The sequence below is a fragment of the Flavobacterium sp. GW821-FHT11G01 genome, assembly GCF_058808175.1.
In genome coordinates, this window is record NZ_JBXARK010000012.1 from 14139 (window position 1) to 35120 (window position 20982).

At 33.1% G+C, this 20982-nt stretch carries 16 protein-coding genes; 6 read left to right on the forward strand and 10 right to left on the reverse strand.

The window, feature by feature from the left end; all coding sequences use genetic code 11:
- Positions 1 to 9: 9 nt before the first annotated feature.
- Positions 10 to 519: an acyl-CoA thioesterase gene (locus tag AC1RRN_RS18745; RefSeq protein WP_492968769.1), complete on the forward strand. Its 510-nt coding sequence runs from the start codon at positions 10 to 12 to the stop codon at positions 517 to 519.
- Between the two features lie 174 nt (positions 520 to 693).
- Positions 694 to 1701 carry a recombinase RecA gene (recA, locus tag AC1RRN_RS18750; RefSeq protein WP_086065163.1) on the forward strand — a complete coding sequence of 336 codons (1008 nt, stop codon included), beginning with the start codon at positions 694 to 696 and terminating at the stop codon, positions 1699 to 1701.
- 549 nt (positions 1702 to 2250) lie between these two features.
- Here the strand turns inward: recA and AC1RRN_RS18755 are convergent.
- Positions 2251 to 3009, reverse strand: coding sequence for a lysophospholipid acyltransferase family protein (locus AC1RRN_RS18755; protein ID WP_492968770.1), 759 nt, complete (start codon positions 3007 to 3009; stop codon positions 2251 to 2253).
- A gap of 188 nt (positions 3010 to 3197) precedes the next feature.
- Between AC1RRN_RS18755 and AC1RRN_RS18760 the strand changes: the two genes are divergently transcribed.
- Together AC1RRN_RS18760 and trpS are read left to right on the forward strand one after the other, a co-directional pair.
- Complete coding sequence (locus tag AC1RRN_RS18760) at positions 3198 to 3572, forward strand: GxxExxY protein (RefSeq protein WP_492968771.1); 375 nt, start codon at positions 3198 to 3200, stop codon at positions 3570 to 3572.
- Between the two features lie 183 nt (positions 3573 to 3755).
- Positions 3756 to 4730: a tryptophan--tRNA ligase gene (gene trpS, locus AC1RRN_RS18765; RefSeq protein WP_492968772.1), complete on the forward strand. Its 975-nt coding sequence runs from the start codon at positions 3756 to 3758 to the stop codon at positions 4728 to 4730.
- 78 nt (positions 4731 to 4808) lie between these two features.
- Here trpS and dprA read toward each other — a convergent pair whose 3' ends face one another.
- Positions 4809 to 5909 carry a DNA-processing protein DprA gene (dprA, locus tag AC1RRN_RS18770; RefSeq protein ID WP_492968773.1) on the reverse strand — a complete coding sequence of 367 codons (1101 nt, stop codon included), beginning with the start codon at positions 5907 to 5909 and terminating at the stop codon, positions 4809 to 4811.
- 257 nt (positions 5910 to 6166) lie between these two features.
- Between dprA and AC1RRN_RS18775 the strand changes: the two genes are divergently transcribed.
- Positions 6167 to 7129 (forward strand): HU domain-containing protein, encoded by a 963-nt coding sequence (locus tag AC1RRN_RS18775; protein WP_492968774.1) that lies wholly within the window; start codon positions 6167 to 6169, stop codon positions 7127 to 7129.
- A 37-nt stretch (positions 7130 to 7166) separates the two neighbouring features.
- Here the strand turns inward: AC1RRN_RS18775 and AC1RRN_RS18780 are convergent, their stop codons facing one another.
- The 8 genes from AC1RRN_RS18780 to AC1RRN_RS18815 all read right to left on the reverse strand — a co-directional run bounded on the left by AC1RRN_RS18780 (position 7167) and on the right by AC1RRN_RS18815 (position 18984).
- Entirely contained in the window at positions 7167 to 7928 is a 762-nt protein-coding gene (locus AC1RRN_RS18780) for a hypothetical protein (RefSeq protein WP_492968775.1), read from the reverse strand.
- Positions 7929 to 8247: 319 nt separating this feature from the next.
- The gene (locus AC1RRN_RS18785; RefSeq protein WP_492968776.1) at positions 8248 to 10527 is read right to left on the reverse strand and encodes a helix-turn-helix domain-containing protein; all 2280 of its coding nucleotides are present in this window, start codon (positions 10525 to 10527) and stop codon (positions 8248 to 8250) included.
- A gap of 100 nt (positions 10528 to 10627) precedes the next feature.
- The gene (locus AC1RRN_RS18790; protein ID WP_056196666.1) at positions 10628 to 11197 is read right to left on the reverse strand and encodes an OmpH/Skp family outer membrane protein; all 570 of its coding nucleotides are present in this window, start codon (positions 11195 to 11197) and stop codon (positions 10628 to 10630) included.
- A gap of 247 nt (positions 11198 to 11444) precedes the next feature.
- Positions 11445 to 12293 carry a class I SAM-dependent methyltransferase gene (locus AC1RRN_RS18795; protein ID WP_492968777.1) on the reverse strand — a complete coding sequence of 283 codons (849 nt, stop codon included), beginning with the start codon at positions 12291 to 12293 and terminating at the stop codon, positions 11445 to 11447.
- Between the two features lie 56 nt (positions 12294 to 12349).
- On the reverse strand, positions 12350 to 12814 hold the full coding sequence (locus AC1RRN_RS18800) for a hypothetical protein (RefSeq protein ID WP_492968778.1): 465 nt from the start codon (positions 12812 to 12814) through the stop codon (positions 12350 to 12352).
- 156 nt (positions 12815 to 12970) lie between these two features.
- The gene (gene mnmG / locus AC1RRN_RS18805) at positions 12971 to 14842 is read right to left on the reverse strand and encodes a tRNA uridine-5-carboxymethylaminomethyl(34) synthesis enzyme MnmG (RefSeq protein WP_492968779.1); all 1872 of its coding nucleotides are present in this window, start codon (positions 14840 to 14842) and stop codon (positions 12971 to 12973) included.
- A 363-nt stretch (positions 14843 to 15205) separates the two neighbouring features.
- Positions 15206 to 15625, reverse strand: coding sequence for an rRNA maturation RNase YbeY (gene ybeY / locus AC1RRN_RS18810; RefSeq protein WP_072970009.1), 420 nt, complete (start codon positions 15623 to 15625; stop codon positions 15206 to 15208).
- Positions 15622 to 18984 carry a coiled-coil domain-containing protein gene (locus tag AC1RRN_RS18815; RefSeq protein ID WP_492968780.1) on the reverse strand — a complete coding sequence of 1121 codons (3363 nt, stop codon included), beginning with the start codon at positions 18982 to 18984 and terminating at the stop codon, positions 15622 to 15624. The genes ybeY and AC1RRN_RS18815 overlap by 4 nt, the downstream gene beginning before the upstream one ends.
- Positions 18985 to 19269: 285 nt before the next feature.
- Between AC1RRN_RS18815 and gltX the strand changes: the two genes are divergently transcribed.
- On the forward strand, positions 19270 to 20775 hold the full coding sequence (gltX, locus tag AC1RRN_RS18820; RefSeq protein WP_492968781.1) for a glutamate--tRNA ligase: 1506 nt from the start codon (positions 19270 to 19272) through the stop codon (positions 20773 to 20775).
- Positions 20776 to 20982: the final 207 nt, after the last annotated feature.

Genomic DNA, 20982 nt, shown 5'->3' on the forward strand with positions numbered 1-20982 from the left:
ATTAAAAAAATGAATCCAAAACATCCTTCAGAATCTCTGACTATATTAACTGACTTAGTTTTACCGAGCGAAACAAATCCTTTAAACAACCTTTTTGGTGGAGAATTATTAGCCCGTATGGATCGTGCTGCCAGTATTGCAGCGCGCAGACATTCTCGCCGAATTGTAGTAACGGCTTCTGTAAATCACGTTGCTTTTAACAGAGCTATTTCGTTAGGAAGTGTTGTTACTGTTGAGGCAAAAGTATCGAGATCTTTCAAAAGCTCAATGGAGGTTTTTATTGACGTTTGGGTAGAAGACCGTGAATCCGGAAGCAGAACAAAAGCCAACGAAGCCATTTATACTTTCGTTGCCGTTGATGACACCGGAAGACCTGTTGAAGTTCCTGCAATTGTACCGGAAACAGAATTAGAAATTCAGCGTTTTGATGCTGCATTACGCCGTAAACAATTGAGCTTAGTGCTTGCAGGAAAAATGAAACCGTCTGAGGCCACTGAATTAAAGGCGTTATTTTTATAATGAAAATTGTGACAATTTGGAACAATCTGAAATAACGTACATCAAAAAAAAGAAGTATTTTTACACCATTACAAGCCTGATACAAATCTAAATTAGTACGTTATTTAATTTCTGATTTGTCTTGAGAATGAAAGAATTATAAAAATTTAGATGAAAGAAAAAGAAAAAAAAGAGATGAGTTCAGAGAAAGATGCCAAATTAAAAGCGTTACAACTTACGCTTGACAAACTAGATAAAACTTACGGAAAAGGTACCGTGATGAAAATGGGCGATAAAGCCATTGTCGAAGTTGAAACTATTTCTTCAGGTTCTCTTGGTGTTGATTTAGCGCTTGGAGTAAACGGTTATCCAAAAGGAAGAATTATCGAGATATACGGACCGGAGTCTTCTGGTAAAACGACTTTAACTTTACATGCAATTGCTGAAGCTCAAAAAGCAGGCGGAATTGCTGCTTTTATTGACGCTGAGCATGCTTTTGATAGAAATTATGCCGAAAAATTAGGCGTTGATATCGAAAACCTAATCATTTCTCAACCAGACAATGGTGAACAAGCTTTAGAAATTGCTGAAAACTTAATTCGTTCAGGAGCAATTGATATTGTGGTTATTGACTCTGTTGCGGCGTTGACACCAAAAAGTGAAATCGAAGGTGAAATGGGAGATTCTAAAATGGGTCTTCATGCACGTTTGATGTCTCAGGCCTTAAGAAAATTAACCGGAACAATTAGTAAAACAAATTGTACTGTTTTCTTCATCAACCAGTTGAGAGAGAAAATTGGTGTTATGTTTGGAAATCCTGAAACAACAACAGGTGGTAACGCTTTAAAATTCTATGCTTCAGTACGTTTAGATATTCGTCGTTCTTCTCAAATTAAAGATGGTGAAAACGTAATCGGAAACAGAACTAAAGTAAAAGTGGTTAAAAACAAAGTAGCTCCGCCTTTTAAAACTGCCGAATTCGACATCATGTACGGAGAAGGTGTTTCTAAAACCGGTGAAATTCTTGACTTAGCGGTTGAATTTGATATCGTTAAAAAAGCAGGATCATGGTTCAGCTACGGAGATACAAAATTAGGACAAGGTCGTGATGCTGTTAAAGCGTTAATTAAAGACAATCCAGAATTAGCTGATGAATTAGAAGCGAAAATTAAAGCGCATATCAAAGAATTAGCAAACGCTTAAGCTTATATAAGTCTATTTAAAACAAGACTTTACAATCTAACCCGACACGATTTAAATTGTGTCGGGTTTTTTATTTTTAAAATAAAATTAAAAAATGACGCAACCTTTTCAAAACAATTTCATCTTATAAAAGACATAAGATTTGGTATAGCCATAAGTATCCATTTCGAATGGTTTTTAGAATAAATTTGGTTCATTTGTTTTAATAAAAATCCGTTAGTTTGTTTGGTGCTAGCGGGTTTTTATTGTTTTTTTTAAATAATTTTTATTTCAACGCAACCTTTTTCATTTTTTGCACTCTATAGATTGTAACGTTAACTGAGTTTACCAAACTCTTTATTATCAACCTTAAGATTTTTTATCATGAAAGAGAAACTAGAAGTGTTGTTGAATAAAAACCGTAAAAAAACCAGACTAAAATTTAAAAAAGTATTACGCTTTATTTCAGAAAAAATTATCCATAGATAAGTAGTTTTTGAATATAAAATGGGGGGTTTTAATTCAAAAGAAAAGCCGACTAATTGTAGTAATTAGTCGGCTTTTAAATTTTTATGATTCTTTCTTTTTCACCTTTTGAAACTCAAGTAAACCTTTATAAATCAAATCTCTGACCTTATCCCGAAGTTCTTTTCGATTTTCTCCTGTTAATCCTTTGGTTTCTATAAAAGGTAATATTTTTACACGCATTTTTCCAGGACTTCCGCTTAAAAAAGTATACGAAAAACGTTCTTTGTTATCTGCAAAAATAATCGGAACAATCGGAATTTGATGTTCAATCGCTAAACGAAAAGCACCATCCTTAAACTCATCCAACAAAACACTTTCGTCATCCGGAACGCCACCTTCTGGAAAAATACAAATACTTAATCCCTGATTCAGACGATTTTGTGCTCTTTTAAAAACTTCATTTTTACTTCTTGAAGAATTTCTATCTACCAAAATACAGGTTCTTTTATAGAAAAATCCAAATAAAGGAATCTTCACCAGCTCTTTCTTTCCAACAAAAACAAAAGGATTTCGAACTACAGCCAGCATCAGCATAATATCTGTCATTGAAGTATGATTTGCCACAATCATATAGCTTTTATTTTTAATTAGCTTTTCCTGACGTTTCACTTTATAATAAAAACCCATACCGAAAAGGATGAATTTAGCCCAAATGCGGGCCATTTTAAAGAAATAGGGATATCCGCTTTCAGACATGATTGAAATCAGCAGAAACGGCAACATAATCAATATCGGAATGGCCATCAAAACATAAAACCAAATGCGCCATAAAACCCAAAAAATAATCTTTAATCCTTTCATAGTTTCAAATGTAAGAAAACCGAAGTGAACTTTACAAAAAGAATTTATTAAATGGTCGCATTTACTCTAAAGATATTCTGTTTTTTTACCACAGAGAGCACAGAGTTTTTCACAGAGAAAAGAAGTTTAGCTGTTGCCCTTATTGTAAAATTTGTAAGAAAAAATTTATTATATTTGTTTTTTTAATTATGACAGAAAATGAAATATCAACCATTATAATTGGATTGGCAATAGAAGTTCACAAAGCTTTAGGTCCAGGATTACTAGAAAATGCCTATAAAGAATGTTTATTCTATAAAATATCTAAGCGTGGTCTTTTGGTCGAAAAAGAAAAAGCAATGCCATTAATTTTCGAAGAAGTCAAATTAGATTGTGGTTATCGTATTGATTTATTAATAGAAAACAAATTTGTAGTTGAAATTAAAAGTGTCCAATCACTTACTACAATTCATTTAGCACAAACGCTAACATATTTAAAACTTGGAAAATATAGACTAGGATTATTAATTAACTTCAACGAAACTTTACTAAAAAACGGAATCAGAAGAGTTATAAATGACTAAAAACAAAACCTCTGTGTTGTTCTCAAATATTTCTCTAAAGGTAATTCCAAAAAGAAAACTCCTTTCCTCTGTGAAAAACTCTGTGTTCTCTGTGGTAAAAAACACCAGCTGTTAGAAAAAAATAAACTTTGTGGTTATAAAAAAACATCACGACATTTGCGTTTATAGAATAAGAAAAATAGAATGGCAAAAATACTTACTGGTGTTCAGAGTACTGGCACGCCACACTTGGGAAATTTATTAGGAGCAATTATTCCTGCAATTGAATTATCAAATAATCCTGCAAACGAATCTTATTTGTTTATTGCTGATTTACATTCGATTACACAAATTAAAGATGGTAAAACATTAAGAGAAAATACATACAGCACCGCAGCGGCATGGCTTGCCTGTGGTTTAAATCCAGATAAAGTTACTTTTTACAGACAATCTGATGTTACACAAACAGCCGAATTAACCTGGTATTTAAGCTGTTTTTTTCCTTTTCAGAGATTGACTTTGGCACATTCATTCAAAGATAAATCAGATCGTTTAGACGATGTTAACGCGGGACTTTTTACGTATCCGATGTTAATGGCGGCAGACATATTGTTGTATGATGCTGAATTTGTACCCGTTGGAAAAGATCAATTGCAGCATTTAGAAATCACTCGTGATGTGGCTTCTCGTTTTAACCATCAAATGGGAGAAACTTTTGTAATTCCTGAAGCTAAAATTCAGGAAGACAGTATGTTGATTCCGGGAACTAATGGCGGAAAAATGAGTAAATCTGCCAATAATATCATTAACATTTTCCTGGACGATAAAACTTTGCGAAAGCAAGTTATGAGCATCGAAACCGATAGTACTCCGCTTGAAGATCCTAAAAATCCGGATACTTGTAATGCATTTGCTATTTATTCGCTTTTAGCTGATGAAACTCAAATCGCCGAAATGAGAGCCAATTATTTAGGAGGAAATTACGGCTATGGTCACGCCAAACAAGCTTTGTTTGAATTGATTACTGAAAAATTTAAAACAGAAAGAGAAAAATACAATTACTACATAAATAACCTTGAAGAAGTAGACTCCTTATTGAAAAAAGGTGCTGAAAAAGCTTCTGTAGTTGCTGATGGTGTTTTGGCTAAAGTTCGAAATATTCTTGGTTTCGGAAAATAATTTTTTTGCCACAAATTACACAAATTTTCACGAATTAATTAGTGGGAATTTGTGTAATTCGTAGCAACTTTCATTTAATTAAATCGCCTCAAACAGCTTCCCTGGCAAAGGCCGAATAACTCCCTTCAGTTCCATATTTAAAAGCATTCCTGATATTTTATAAATTGGAAAATCACATTGAAGTGCAATAACATCAAGCAATTCTTTTCCATTTTTCAGAAGGAAATCATAGATCTTTTGCTCCTCCAATTCTAAACTTACAAAAAGTTGTTTCTGAATTGGTTTTGCTTTCGTTTCTACATCCCAATTCAATATATAAATCAAATCGGCCGCGCTTGTCAAAACATTAGCTTTTTGTGTTTTGATCAAATCATTACAGCCTTGGCTATATTTGTCTGTAACACGCCCGGGAACGGCAAAAACATCACGGTTATAATCATTTGCTAAATTGGCTGTAATTAAAGATCCGCCTTTATCTGCAGATTCAATTACAATTGTGGCTTCAGTCATTCCGGCTACAATTCTGTTTCGGCGAACAAATTTCTCTTTATCAGGATTCGAAGAACTCCAGAATTCTGTTATAAATCCACCATTTTCCTCCATTCTGGCAATATACTTTTTATGCGTTTTCGGATAAATCTGATTTAGTCCGTGCGCCAAAACCCCAATTGTTTGTAAATTATTATCCATTGCCAATTGATGCGCTACAATATCTACTCCATACGCAAAACCACTAACAATTACAGGATCTAACGGCGCCAAATCTTCAATAAATTTTTTACAGAATTCCATTCCGTATGAGGTGATCTGCCGTGTTCCCACGATACTGATTAACTTTTTGTTTTTTAAATTAATATTTCCCGAAGTAAAAATCAAAACTGGCGAATCTATGCAATGTTTCAGCCGATCCGGGTAATTTTCATCCTGAAAAAAAGAAACATTTATAGCATTAGATTTAATGAATTCTAATTCTTTATTTGCTTTTTCAAAAACAGTTTTATCTTTTAAATTCCGTAATAAAATCGAACCAACGCCATCAATACCAGAAATTTGGTTGCTTTTTGCTTTAAAAATGGCTTCCGGTTTTTTAAAATGTGTTAATAGTTTTTTGGCCATAATATCACCAATGCCATCTACTTTTAATAAGGCTAATAAATAAAATAATTCTTGATCTGACATTGTTTAGAAAACAGTTTATTGAGAGGATAAAAAAATCTTTTAAAAACATTTTTTTTGAAATTAAAAGGAGCGCAAAGATATAAATTAGAAGTAAATTCTTATAAAAAAATAAATATTAAAGATTGAGCATGACTTTTGGCAAAAAGCGAATTTTATTTAACTAACTGAAAATTAAATGTCTATAAAATTATCAGAATTGTTAATAAAAATTGTGAATAAAATTTTGATAACTATATTGGATGTATAACTTTGTTACTATGAAAATCGAAACTTATATAGCACAGTTATTGTATCGTTATCAGTGTGTAACGGTTCCAGGGTTTGGAGCATTTTTAACCGAAATTCAATCGGCACAGCTTAATTCAAGTACAAATTCGTTTACTCCACCAAGGAAAACGATCGCATTTAACAGTCTTTTGAAAAACAATGATGGTCTGTTGGCAAATCATATCGCACTAACAGAAAAAACATCATATGGATTTGCTGTAAGTGCTATTGCATTTGAAGTTTTAAACTGGCAAAAGACATTAGAGGAATTTGGTGTTTTAAATATTAAAAACATCGGTGATATTCGTCTAAATGCCGATAATAATATGGTTTTCACTCCAAGTGATCAAACTAATTATCTGACGAGTTCTTTCGGACTAAGTCCGTTTGTTTCTCCAATGGTAAAAAGAGAAATTTTTGAGAAAAAATTACAGGAAATCGAAGAATCAAAAGTATTTGAATTACACGATTCTGAAGAGGAATCAAAATCTTCAGGTTCATTCCTGAAATACGCAGCAATTTTTGTTTTAGGTCTTGGAATTACAGGAAGCATCGGTTATCCTTTGTACCAAAATCAAATTACTACAAAAACACTTGTGGTAGAAAATGAGGTTCAGAAAAAAGTTCAAAACAAAATTCAGGAAGCTACGTTTTTTATTGAAAACCCACTACCTGCTGTAACTTTATCTGTAGATTCAGCAAAAACTGAAGTTGTAAAAGTGATGCCTTATCACATCATGGCCGGCGCTTTTAGAAGTGAGCAAAATGCAAGAAAAGCTTATAACCAATTGATTAAAGATGGTTACGAAGCCCGAATGCTTGGCGAAAACAAACATGGTTTATTTCCGGTTTTATACGGAAGTTATGCAACAATGGCTGAAGCAGAAAAAGCACAAAAAGAAATACAAAAAGGCGAAAATCCGGATGCCTGGATTTTAATCGAAAATCTATAAAATTTAAAAGGCCTAATCCAGAAGATTAGGCCTTTTTTTATTTAGCAATTATCTTGGCGTTTTGCGAAAGAATCACTTTACCTCCTTGATAAATAGTAAGTTTCGCCGGAGGCGAATTTTTTTCGCCCACAACTATAAAGGCACATTCATAAATATAATTTTCCTTTTTAAATTCATATTGGTGGTTTCCTCCGCTTCCTTCAACTACTAAATTTCCTCTGTAAATTATTAAATCAGGTTTTTCACTCATCGCTTTATCAATTGACCAGGAAGCATATCGATAATTTTCAAATCCCAGATTATCAATTCTGATTCTGAATTTAGCTGTTTCCAGAATACAAATTGGCTTTTGAAAAAATGCAATACTGGAATCAAGTTCTTTTTTTTGGGCGTCGATCAGTTTCTTTTTGAGATCAATTTCAGCTTTTGATTGATAATTTACACTCGTTAAACGTCCGTCAAAATCCATCCAGACAATTCCCTGATTTAGCATTATACCACGCCAACCCATATCAGACCAGTCTTTTGCGGGATTTGAATTTTTAATTTCGTTTTTTAAAGTTGTATCGAAAATTTCATCATAACGTTTGATAAAATCAGATTTGTCGACAACATCAGGTATTGGATATTCTCGTTTTAGAGGATAAGCAACCATCTCTGCGATGGCTTCTCTTTTGTCACTTTTCAAAGTATCAATAAAACTTTTGATACATTTTTGATACTCAGGTTTTACAGTTTGTCCAGAAACGAAACTGCCCAAAAACAGTACTAAAACCAGAAACAGATTTACTTTTTTCATATTAAAAACATTTTAATTGATTATTAATCTGATTATTAAGTTCTAAATATAAAAGTAACTAATTTATCCTTTCTCAGGAAACTTTTAGCATATTAGAGATAAATCCATTTGACTTTTACTTCTTCCAAACAAAAAATCCCGTTCCATGTGGAACAGGATTTCCTATTATTTAGTGGCTATTTTCGCGTTATAATTGCGAAATGCTGGTATTTAATTAACCTCAAAGCATATCTGTAATCTAAAAAAAATAATTCTTACTGCTTCTATTTTACATAATGTTATTTTGTTTATTCCAGAGTTACGACTTTAAAATACAAAATCAATTGATGCTGGCTTTGAACATTTTAAGTTCATCCCATGTAAATTCGTCTCCGTGTTTTTCTTTCAAACCATTCAAAGATTCTTCCTGATAGAACTCAAAAGCCTCACGCAGCGCCAGGATTTTATCGTATGGCAAGACATCAGCAATATCAACTTTCTTCGCCTGAATTAATTTAACTAAATGCATTTCAATAGTTTGAATGGTAAGTTTTCTGATTCTGGCAATATCCTTAATTGAATTTTTCTCCAGCCATAAATCGTGCGTTTCTTCAACTGTCGTTTTCTTAACGGCCTTTGGTTCGTTTTTATCTAATTTTCTGGCCGTATAACGCACTGTAGGTTCATCCAATTTAAAAATATCGGTATTCGACATATTAAACTCCTCGCGAATCTTATTAACCTTGTCTGTTTTGTAGTTTTTAATCGCTGTAGACGTCAATTTCTCTTTGCAGATGGTTTCGCCTGCTACAACAATTTCTATGAGCAATTTGGCCTTCATTAAGCGCAAAACAGCTTTTGTTTGCAAATCGTCTAAAAGAGCCAGTTCTTCGTAAAACTCTTTAACTTTTTTAAACTTCTGAATTTCAGCCATTTTCTGCAAAAGATCTGTTACGAGCTTATCCATCGATTTGAAAAAGTAATCGTAAGCCGCCACTACTCTTTCCTGCACAAAAACCAAATCGACAGTTTCTTTACTGAAAATTTTATTAAGCTGCTGAACGAATTTTTGAGAAGGATCTACCAACGAATCGATAGTCTCTAAACGCTTATGCGCCCAAACAGAATGCTTGGCTTTTTCTGAATTAACTGCATTTTCATTATAACTGAAACGATGATTTCGCCATTCCTGCGCTAAATCTGTCCAATTAAAACTGTTAATCAAATAGTTATGAATAAAATTTTTAGTTTCAAAGTGCAATGAATTTTTCAGGACTTCTTCAGTTGCTTTGTTCAAAGCATAGTCCATTACATCCTGATCGTTCGAAATGCCATTCATTTGTATCGGAGAAAGCAAAATAAGGCCGTTTAAAGACGTTAAACGAGATAATGCAACATAGGCTTGTCCGGGAACAAAAACTTGCGATACATCGAGCGCAGCTTTCTCAAAAGTTAATCCCTGACTTTTATGTACCGTAATTGCCCACGCCAATTTAAGCGGATAATGCGCAAATGTACCCAAAACTTCCTCTTCAATCTCTTTTGTCAGCTCGTTTACTTTGTAACGAATGTTCTTCCATTCGTACTTTTCCACTTCAATGGTTTTATTCTCTTCCGGAAAATGAACAAAAATTTCTTCGGGCGAAAGAGATTTAATAACACCCATTTTTCCATTAAAATAGCGTTTGTCAAAAGACAAATCATTTTTGACAAACATGACTTGTGCACCAACTTTTAACTTCAGATTTTCTTCAACCGGAAAGATTTTTTCTGGGAAATCTCCGACCACAAAGGGCTGATAAGCATATTCATTTCCAGCCAAATCGCCTATCGCCTGCTCGTTCATAGAATCGGCTTTTGCGTTATGCGTGGTCAAGGTTATATAACCGGGATTATTCTTTAAATCGAAGTCTGGTTTCACATATTCGTTCAAAATCTGAATATCCTGTGGTGTTATCTGATTGTTTCGAAGATTGTTCAAAACCAAAATAAATTTATCATCACTCTGACGGTAAATCTTAGATAATTCAATGTATAAAGGCGGATTTTGCTGAATTACATGCGAATGAAAGAAAAATTTTCCTTTGTAATAATTACGCAAAGTTCTCCATTCTTCATCCCGAATTACCGGCGGTAATTGCAATAAATCTCCAATAAAAAGCACCTGAACACCTCCAAAAGCGCGTGTATTTCTGCGCACCGTCTGCATCATGAAGTCAATTGCATCAAGCAAATCGGCACGAAGCATACTAACTTCATCGATAATTAGTAATTCCATGTTTCTGATTACGTTACGCTTTACATTATTCATTTTGAAATGCCTGCGTAGCGATTCTTTGTTTTCGAATTTTACCGTTTCTGTAAACTGTGAACTCTCTTCATAAGTGGGCAAAAAAGCTGAAAAAGGTAACTGAAACATCGAATGAATCGTCACGCCGCCCGCATTTAGTGCGGCAATACCAGTTGGCGCCACAACAACCGTATTTTTATGTGTAGTGGCAATGATTTCGCGCAAAAGAGTAGTCTTTCCTGTCCCCGCTTTACCGGTCAGGAATATAGATTTTTGCGTTTGATTAATGAATTGTAAGGTGTAAGCAGCAGCTTCTGAAACGTTTTGCATTGGGCTTGTATTGAAATACCAAAAGTATCGCGTTTTTATAAAAGAAAAAACCTAAATCTTGACAGATTTAGGTTTTTAAAATTAGTTAGTTTGTTTGGTATTATTTTTTAGCTTCTTCTTTAGCCGGAGCTTCTGTTTTAGGCTCAGCTTTATATTTATCGTTCAAAGCTTTAATGATATCTTTTGTGATGTCATACTTCTCTTCAGCGTATAAAATTGATGCTGCATCTCCTGTACCGTAGATATAAGAATAACCATTTTTCTTACCGTAATCTTTGATGAATTTTTTAACTCCACTGATTAGAGAATCCATTTCAACACCACTTTCTTGTTGCAATTGTTGAGATAATGCTTGTTGAGCATAACCTAATTGTTGCTCTCTTTTTTGCAATTCAGCTCCTCTTTGTTGTGCCCAAGCTTGTCCGTTTGCTTGTGCCTGACTTTGAAAATTAGCAGCGTCTTGTTTAAAACGAGTAATTTCCGCTTGTAGCTGTCTTCCTTTTTCTTCTGCTTGAGCTTTGTATTTTGCTTCAAGATCTTTTGCTTCAGTGTACTCTTTCATTAAAACCGAAGTATCAACGTAAGCTGTTTTTACTTCCTTAACCTCTGTTGCTTTATTACACGAAACAACCAAAATTGAAAGTGCGATAATTACTAATGCTTTTTTCATTTTCTAAATTTCTATTTTTTTTATTGTATTGAAGACAAAAATATAAAAAAATAAATAGCACCAACATAAAGTTTAAAAAATGCTATAATTTTATGATATTGTTTTTATTTATGGAAAGAAAAATGTCAATAATTTGACCCTATTAAAACCGGCTTTAATAGCTTTCGTTAGAAACATTTTCTCAAAAAAGACATAAATTCCCCTCGGTAAAGGCGAAAAGATGGCAGAAACGCGCTTAAATTGCGTTTTACTTGTTTTTTAAGACATAAATGTGGGATGAATACTCTTTTGTGCTGCTCGCTTTTAAATTTGATTTTAATCCGATGAAAAAAGCACTGATGTAATTCATTTTTCCGGTTTTATATTTTTCAGATAATAAACTCACATAAAAAGAATCAAATTTCATTGGAAGCACTTTTTCAAGTTTCATATCTACTTTTTCAAAAAGCGATTGAATGGCTTTTTTTGAAAAATGCCAAAAGTGAATTGGCACATCATAAGCTGCCCAAAATTCATTATAATATTTTGCGTCGTAAGATTTAAAATTTGGAACCGCAACAATTAATGTTCCAGTTGGTTTTAGTAAACGCTTCAATTCCTGAATTTGAAGTTCTAAATTTGGAACGTGTTCTAAAACGTGCCACATTGTAATCACATCAAAAGAATTATTTTCAAGAGCGTCAATTTCGTTCACAAAAGAAATTCCTTTTTGTATTGCAATATTTTTTGCGCGTTCGCTTGGTTCTACTCCAACAGTTTCCCAACCGTCATTTTTTGCTGTCAATAAAAAATCTCCTGTTCCGGCACCAATGTCTAAAATTCTTCCTTTGTGAGGTTGCTCAGAATTAATCAAATTCAGTTTATTTTTCAAAGCAATATTTTTCACAAAATGATATGCTTTTTCAAATAACGAACGTTTGTTATCCGTATGCGAAATATAATCTTCACTTTCGTAATATCTTCCCAGATTTTCTAATGCAGGTTGTGGAGATGTAATCAACATGTCTAAAGTTTCATCATGATATAATTCAAAAATTTCTTTCGAAACAGAATGGTCTTTTACAGTAAGAAAATGTTTTTTGTTTAAAACGTCCATTTTATAATTAGTAGGTATTTGGTTTATTTTTTTGGGTCTATTATTTTTATGTTTCTTTAGTGTTTCCAATTTATTTTTACACCCGACATCTTTTCATTTTCAATTCTTATTTCAGTCAAAATTGTAAAACCATTTTTAATATAAAACGGCATTGGAGATCTATAATGTTTTGTGTTTTGTTTCACTTCATTTTCATGATCAATAACCCAACCATTCAAACTAGTATTATTCTTTTTTAATTCATTTATCAAACGAGAACCATTTCCTTTGCCTTGTATTGTATGATCTAAAATTATAGCAAACCAATCTTCACCTTCTCTCAAAAAGGTAAATGCCCAGCCGTTAATTTTATCCGAATCATCAAATAACAAATAATGTTTTGTATTTGAAAGACCGTTTAGATACAACTCAAAATCTTCATTGTTTTTCAAATGCAATCTCGCTGGATATTCCTTATTCCAAAGTTCACGCAAAACCTCTTTTTCTTCTAAAGACAGAATTTCTTTTTCTACAATCTTCATATAACAAAATTTTAGATTTCAGAGTTTAGAGTTTAGATTATTGAAATAGTTTCACGTGGAACAATTTTAATTTTAGATTTCAGAGTTTAGATTTTAGATTGGCTAAATACTTTTGTACTGCATAATCTAAAATCTAAACTCTGAAATCTAAAATCTTTATCTTCCCATATAAATCAAAAGCACCGAAATATCACTCGGAGAAACTCCGCTGATTCTTGAAGCTTGCGAAATTGTCACAGGACGAATCTTGCTCAATTTTTGTTTTGCTTCAATTGACATTGATTTAATTTTATTGTAATCGAAATTCTCGGGAATTTTCACTTCTTCTAAACGCGTTAATTTGTCAGCGTTATTTCTTTCCTTTTCGATATAACCAGAATATTTAACCTGAATTTCGGCTTGTTCCAAAATTTCCTGATCAACATCATTTGCTTCGATATATTCTTTTACTTTTTCAAACTTCATCATGTCTTCCAAATCAATTTGCGGACGAGAGAAAACTTTAAACATTTTATCACCTTGCGTAATTGGAGCTGTTTCTTTCGCTTCAAGAATTGGATTTGTTTCTGCAACCGAAACACTTGTTTCTTTAAAAAATGCAACCATCTTTTCAGACTCGTTTAATTTCTTTTCCATTCGACGTAAACGAGCTTCAGAAGCCAAACCAATTTCATGCGACATTGGCGTCAATCTGAAATCGGCATTATCTTGACGCAACAATGTTCTATATTCTGCTCTTGATGTAAACATACGATAAGGCTCTTCTGTTCCTTTCGTAATTAAGTCGTCAATCAATACTCCAATATATGCTTCATCACGTTTTAAAATTAATGGTGCTTTTTCGTGCACTTTTAAATGCGCATTTATTCCAGCCATCAAACCTTGTGAAGCTGCTTCTTCATATCCTGTTGTCCCATTAATTTGTCCTGCAAAATATAATCCTTCAACCAACTTGGTTTCCAAAGTATGTTTCAATTGTGTCGGTGGGAAATAATCATATTCAATTGCATAACCTGGACGGAAGAATTTCACTTTCTCAAATCCGGCAACAGAACTCAAAGCTTTAAATTGAATATCTTCTGGAAGCGAAGTTGAAAATCCGTTTACATAAACTTCACAAGTATTCCATCCTTCTGGTTCAACAAAAAGTTGGTGACGTTCCTTATCAGCGAAACGATTTATTTTATCTTCGATCGAAGGACAATATCTTGGACCAAGACTTTTGATTCTTCCGTTGAACATTGGCGAACGATCAAAACCTTCTCTCAAAATATCATGAACGTCCAAAGACGTATATGTCATGTGACAAGATCTTTGATGTGTTAATGGAGTTGTCAAATCAGAATAAGAAAACTTATCCGGTTTTGCATCTCCTTTTTCTTCGTTCATTTTAGAATAATCCAAAGAACGACCATCAACTCTTGGCGGTGTTCCTGTTTTCATTCTTCCAGCTTCAAATCCGGCTTTCACTAAATCTTCGGTAATTCCGGTTGCGGCACTTTCGCCTGCTCTTCCTCCACCAAATTGTTTTTCTCCAATATGAATCAAACCATTCAAAAAAGTTCCGTTTGTCAACACAACCGATTTGGATCGAATCTCAACTCCCAACGAAGTTCTAATTCCTTTTATCTTTCCGTTCTCGATAATCAAACCTTTTACCATCTCTTGGTAGAAATCCAAATTTGGAGTTCCCTCCAACATCATTCTCCATTCTTCGGCAAAACGCATTCGATCACTCTGAACTCTTGGCGACCACATTGCAGGTCCTTTTGATTTGTTCAGCATCTTGAACTGAATTGCAGTTCGGTCTGAAACAATTCCGGAGTAACCTCCAAGCGCATCGATCTCGCGCACAATTTGTCCTTTTGCAATTCCACCCATGGCAGGATTACAAGACATTTGAGCAATGTTCTGCAAACTCATTGTAACCAATAAAGTTTTGGATCCCAAATTCGCGGCCGCTGCCGCGGCTTCAGATCCAGCATGACCTGCACCAACTACAATAACATCGTATTCTTCTAAAAACATTTTTTCTTTTATTCTCTGGGATACCGGTTAAGTCGGTTCTCAGAATTAACTTCTTTACTCTTTTGTTCCACGTGGAACGGTTTTGTTTGTTTTTTCAGGTTTCGGTTTCAGGTTTCAAAACCAAACTTAAAGTTCCACGTGGAACATGTTTTGTTTTCTTCCAAAATTAAAACCTGATCCGAGATGTTCCACGTGAAACATTACTCTTTTTAATAAGATTTAAATCAATCCTGATGTTCCACGTGAAACACTTTTGAAATAATTTAAACCAGAAACGTTTCACGTGGAACAATTTTAATCATCTGTTTCGTTTTCAAAACCTGAACTTGAAACTTGAAACAATAAAAAACTTAAAACAATTCTTTACTGTTCCACGTGAAACATTGCGATTTTTTCGTCTTCTTTTGAACGCATTAATTCAGCGTCTTTATCTGATTTATCTTTATATCCACAGTAATGTAATATGCCGTGAGCTAAAACACGTTTCAATTCTTCTTCAAAAGAAACATTAAAATCCTTTGCGTTATCTTCTACTCTTTCTACTGAAACAAATATATCTCCGTTTAGCTCGTTACCAACTGTATAATCAAAACTGATAATATCTGTTAGAGTATCGTGATCTAGATATTCTACATTTATCTTATGAAGATATTCATCATCACAAAAAATGTAATTTATCTCTCCTTCGTTTTTATTCTCAGAAACGATTACAGCACTTAACCAATCAGAAAAGGCTTGTTCGTTATCTAAAGTAAATTCGGTTTCGTAATTAAAATTGATCATTTTGTATTAAAATATTCTTGAACCTTTTGATTAAAATTCGAGCGCAAAGGTAGTGATTGTCTGTTTAAAATCTCTACACTGTTTAAATATTCCAAAAGTGAACTTGGTAAAGCATTAGAACGATTAGAAAATTCAGCTTTGTTTGTTTCAGATTGACGCTTGGTATCCTGACCTTGCTGCTGAACTGCATTGTTTAATTTTAATAATTCCTGTTGAATATTTAAAATCCTTTGAAGGTTTTCATTCTTAAAACCTTTATTCAAAAGTTGCTTTTCAGATTGTTTCATTTGATCAATTACAGATTTGCCTTGAGAATCTAAACCTTGTTTTGCTAATTCTTTTTGTAGCGCTTCACGAAGTTTTACTTGCTCTTTATAAATTTCCATAATGGCTTCAGCGTCCCCTTCTCCATCATTTCCTTCTTTATTTTCATTTCCTTTTCCACCACTTTTATTTCCTTGTCCATCTTTACCTTGCCCCTCTTTTCCCTGACCTTGTTTACCTTCACCACTTTGACCTTGCCCTTGTTGTCCTTCTCCAGGTTTATTCCCTTCTTTCATTCCCTGCTTCATTTTTTCACCTAACCCTTTTTGCTTTTGAATAATATCTGGTAATTGCATTCCTTGACCATCTCCCGGTTTTGGTTTTCCAGATCCTGGTTTAGACATTGACATCTGCATGTTGTTTAATAAATCACTCAAAAAGTCAGCTAATTTATTCGCAGATGAAACGGCATATTGTTGATGCGAAACTCCTTTTGGAACCTGAACATCTGTCAAAGATTCAATCGCTTTATCAACATTATATTGTACGTTACCAATTTCCTTCGTTACATCTTCAGCTACTTTTGGATTTCGTAAAGACAAAGCAAACAAACTATCATCGACATGTTTGAATTGTTGTTTCAAATTCTGCTGCACTTTAATATTTTTAGTATAAGCCGAAGAACCCAATTTCATCGATTTAAATTGTTTCATCACATCTTCCTGAGATAAAGAATAAGCCAGAAGATTATCCAGAACCTGACGAAGCATTGCAACATCTTCTTCTAATTGTTCCTGATCTCCGCCTTCCATACTTGATTCCATTTGTTGTGCCATACTCTTCATTTTTTGAGCAGCACTTTTTTGTTTTGGCTTAGCCGAAGAAGTATTCTTTTTAGCTAATTCCTCAGAAGCTTTTTGCAAATCAGAATCAACATCTTTTTCTTTTGAAGCATCAGAAGGAATATCTAAAGGTGCTTTTAATGTTTTATTTTCTTCTTTCAAATCCTTTAAATCTTCCTGAATTTTATCAAAAGATTTATTGATTTCATCTTGTTTGTCTTTGGTGTTTTCACTGTCTTTATTAGAAAGCTTCTCTTGTTGGTCTGCCAGTTTATTTAATTTCTCCGCAACCTGATCTGCTTTCTTCTCTACATAAAAACGTTTAGTCAACTCCACTAATTGTTCTAAGTTGCGAGATTGGTTCTTACTGATCTGTTTGAATTTTTCCATCTTATCAAACAAATCTTCACTATTCAATTTGTCGTTTAAGTTTTTTAATTCATCTAAAAGCTTTTGGTTTTTCTCCAAATCCTTCTCTGCACTATCTAAACGCTTTTGTAAATCTTCAGCTGTTTTGTCTTTCTTTTCGTCTTTGAATTTGTCTAAATTCTGATTCATTTTCTCAGCAAACTGTTTCATCAATTCGTCTTGTTGTTTTTGACGTTTGATAAAATCATTGATTTTTTGCTGATCTTTAAACTCTAAATTATCCTTTTCTTTTCCTGTATTTTGAATCTTATCCATTTCAGAAAATTGTTTATTCTGATTTTTTAAAGATTTTTCAAGGCTGTTAATATTCTGATTTTGCTGTTGCAATTCCATATCCTGAACTTCATCTGTAGTAGAAACTCTGTCTGAAAAAACAGAAGACTTTGTACTCTTAAAATGATGAGGCGCATCGTTATCAAAAACTTCAAAATAGTACTCATAAGACACTCCTTCTTCTACAGCCAGATTACTTGGAAAATTAAAAACGAACTGATCAAAAACTCCTTGCTTCACAGGTATCGTTCCACGCTTCGCTGTTTTTGGTTTATTACGTTCATAATATACAATCTGTAACTTCGACAAACCATAATCATCACCCAATCTTCCTAAAACATAATTCTTATCTAACTTTAAACTGTCCGGTGAAGGCGAAACTGTGATTGTAGGATGCTGATCTTTGATAACTGAGAGCTGATAGTCCAGTTTTTCGTAATTTTTGACCTTATTATTCGAAGTAAGAATTTGATATTCTGTATTTTGAATAATATTTTTAGCCAATTTAAATTCGTTTTCTGCTTTATTGAACTTAAAAACTGTGTTTTCATCTTTCCAAACAATCTCCTGAGTTGATTGTGTATTCATTTTCCAGGTTACCAAAGTTCCTTCCGGAACAATTGCGTTTCCGGTTCCCTGAATAGTTTCGGATTTCTTTTTTAAATAAGATGGAAAATTCAGCACCATTTCAAAGTTGGCAATTGACGGAACTGTAATAACTTTTAATTCATATTCCTCAGATGAAACCGAATTTCCTTCAAAAGAAAATTGAACATTATCAACCGGTTTTTCAATCTTGAATTCAAACTTTCCTGGCTGAGAAGATTCCATAAAATAACTTTCATCTCCAATATGAATCATCACATTCTCCGGAACTACTTTCCCAACCGATTCCATTTTAATAACGAAATCTTTGTTTTGTTCTGTTTGCAAATTTGAATTTAAAACCACAAATTTGAAAGGAGCCGGTGGTAAAAAAGTAGCATTGAAATGCACTACTCTATTAAAACTTTGAGAAATAATATTACTGTTTCCAGAAATATAAAACACTGCAAAAAGTAAAATTGGAATAATTGCCAATGGCAAATATTTCTTGTTTGCTTTAAAATTAATCGCATTTCCAAACGGAATTGGTTGTAACGAATTCGCTTTTTGTTCTATCGAAGCCAACATCAGTTCTGAACTTTCAGCTGAATTTTCAGAAGATGATAATTGTAAAAAGTTGGTCAGCTTATCACTTACTTCTGTAAAATGATTTCCAATAATTTTGGAAGCCTGATTATAATCAATTCCTTTTTGAAGTTTGAACAACTTAAAAATTGGAAACACAATAAATCGGAACAACAGAAAAATTTCTACTCCAATAAACATCCAAAATAAAAACGTTCTTCCTACTGGTTTTAACCAAAGAAAATACTCAATAAAAAGCGTAAACAGAAAATACAATAATCCAAAACCAATAAAAAGAAGTCCTCCTTTTATCAATTCATTCGTGTAATATTTCTTTATAAAAGCTTCTAACTTTTGATATATGGCAGATGTCGTTTTCAAAATAAAATCTCTTTTGATTATAACCTATAAAAGTACTAATTTTAATTAGATAATGATCAATGAGAAAATTAGTCAATTAAGCTACAAGCAAGGCATTACTAATTAGAAAATGATCAATCAGAAAATTAGAAAATTGAGCTACAGGAAAACATTATCCACTTAAATTTCTTGTATAATTAAATAATGGTAATTAAAAAATTAAACCAGAAACAAGACAATTATCTAATTAAACACATTTTCTAATTCTCTAATTAGAATCGTATCTTTGCATCAAAATTTAAACAAATGTCAAAGCAAGTTCGCGTGCGTTTTGCACCAAGTCCGACTGGACCATTACATATTGGCGGAGTTCGTACTGCCCTATTTAATTATTTATTTGCCAAAAAAAACAATGGTGTTTTCTATTTAAGAATTGAAGATACAGATCAGACTCGTTTTGTTCCTGGTGCCGAAGCTTATATTATGGAAGCATTAGAATGGTTAGGAATTGCTCCTGAAGAAACCGTTGGTAAAAATGAAAAATTTGGTCCGTACAGACAAAGTGATCGTAAAGATTTATATCAATCTTATGCTGATCAATTGATCAATTCGGGTTGGGCGTATTATGCTTTTGATACTCCGGAAGCTTTAGATGCACATAGAAAACAACACGAAGCAGAAGGAAAAACATTTATTTACAACCATCATAATCGTGAAAAATTAGATACCTCTTTGGTAATTTCTGCAGAAGAAGTTGCTAAAAGAATTGCAAATGGAGAACATTATGTGATCCGATTTAAAACTCCGGTTGATGAAACTTTACATTTAAAAGATATCATTCGTGGCGATGTAAAATTCGAAACCAATCTTCTTGATGATAAAGTATTATTTAAAAGTGATGGTATGCCAACCTATCATTTGGCCAATATTGTTGATGATCATTTGATGGAAACTTCACATGTTATTCGTGGAGAAGAATGGTTGCCATCTATGCCTCTTCACGTTTTATTGTACAGAGCTTTTGGTTGGGATGCACCAGAATTTGCACATTTACCTTTGATTTTAAAACCTGTTGGAAACGGAAAATTATCAAAAAGAGATGGAGATAAATTAGGATTTCCTGTGTTTCCATTAGAATGGAAAACGGAAGAAGGTGTTTCATCTGGATACAGAGAAAAAGGATTTTTCCCAGAAGCCGTTATAAACTTCCTTGCTTTGTTAGGTTGGAATGACGGAACGGATAAAGAATTATTTTCTTTAGAAGAATTAGTACAATCTTTTGACTTGAACAGAGTTCATAAATCTGGAGCAAAATTTGATCCGGAGAAAAACAAATGGTTCAATCATCAATATTTAATCAAACAAAATGATGCCGATTTAGCGAAAGACTTCACTCCTATTTTAGTTGAAAAAGGTGTTGATATTTTTAAATATGATGTTACAAGAATCGTTTCGTTGATTAAAGAAAGAGCGCATTTCGTTTCTGAATTTTGGGATTTGACTGATTTCTTTTTCCAGGCTCCAACATCTTATGATGAAAAAGCAAGCAAAAACTGGAAGGAAGAAACTCCGGCTTTAATGCAGGAATTGATTTCGACCCTAGAATATATTGATGGTTTTGATTCAGCAAATATCGAAGCAATCGTAAAAGACTGGTTAACTAAAAATGAAATTGGAATGGGCAAAGTAATGCAACCTTTCCGTCTAAGTTTGGTTGGAGCTCTTAAAGGTCCTCACCTATTTGACATTGTTGAAATCATCGGAAAAGAAGAAACTATTTCGAGAATTCAGAAAGCGATAGCTACCTTATAAATTATTTTACAATTAAGATATTAAGTTTATTAAGCTTAACTGAATGGTAAAATTATATAATTATTTAAGTTCATAAAGGTTAGCTTAATTATCTTGACAAAGTTGACTTAATTTACTTAATGGTAAAAAACTATAAACGCTAAGAAACATCTACAAAATGTTCTTAGCGTTTTTTTAATGTTTAAAAAATTAAAATTGGAAGAATAT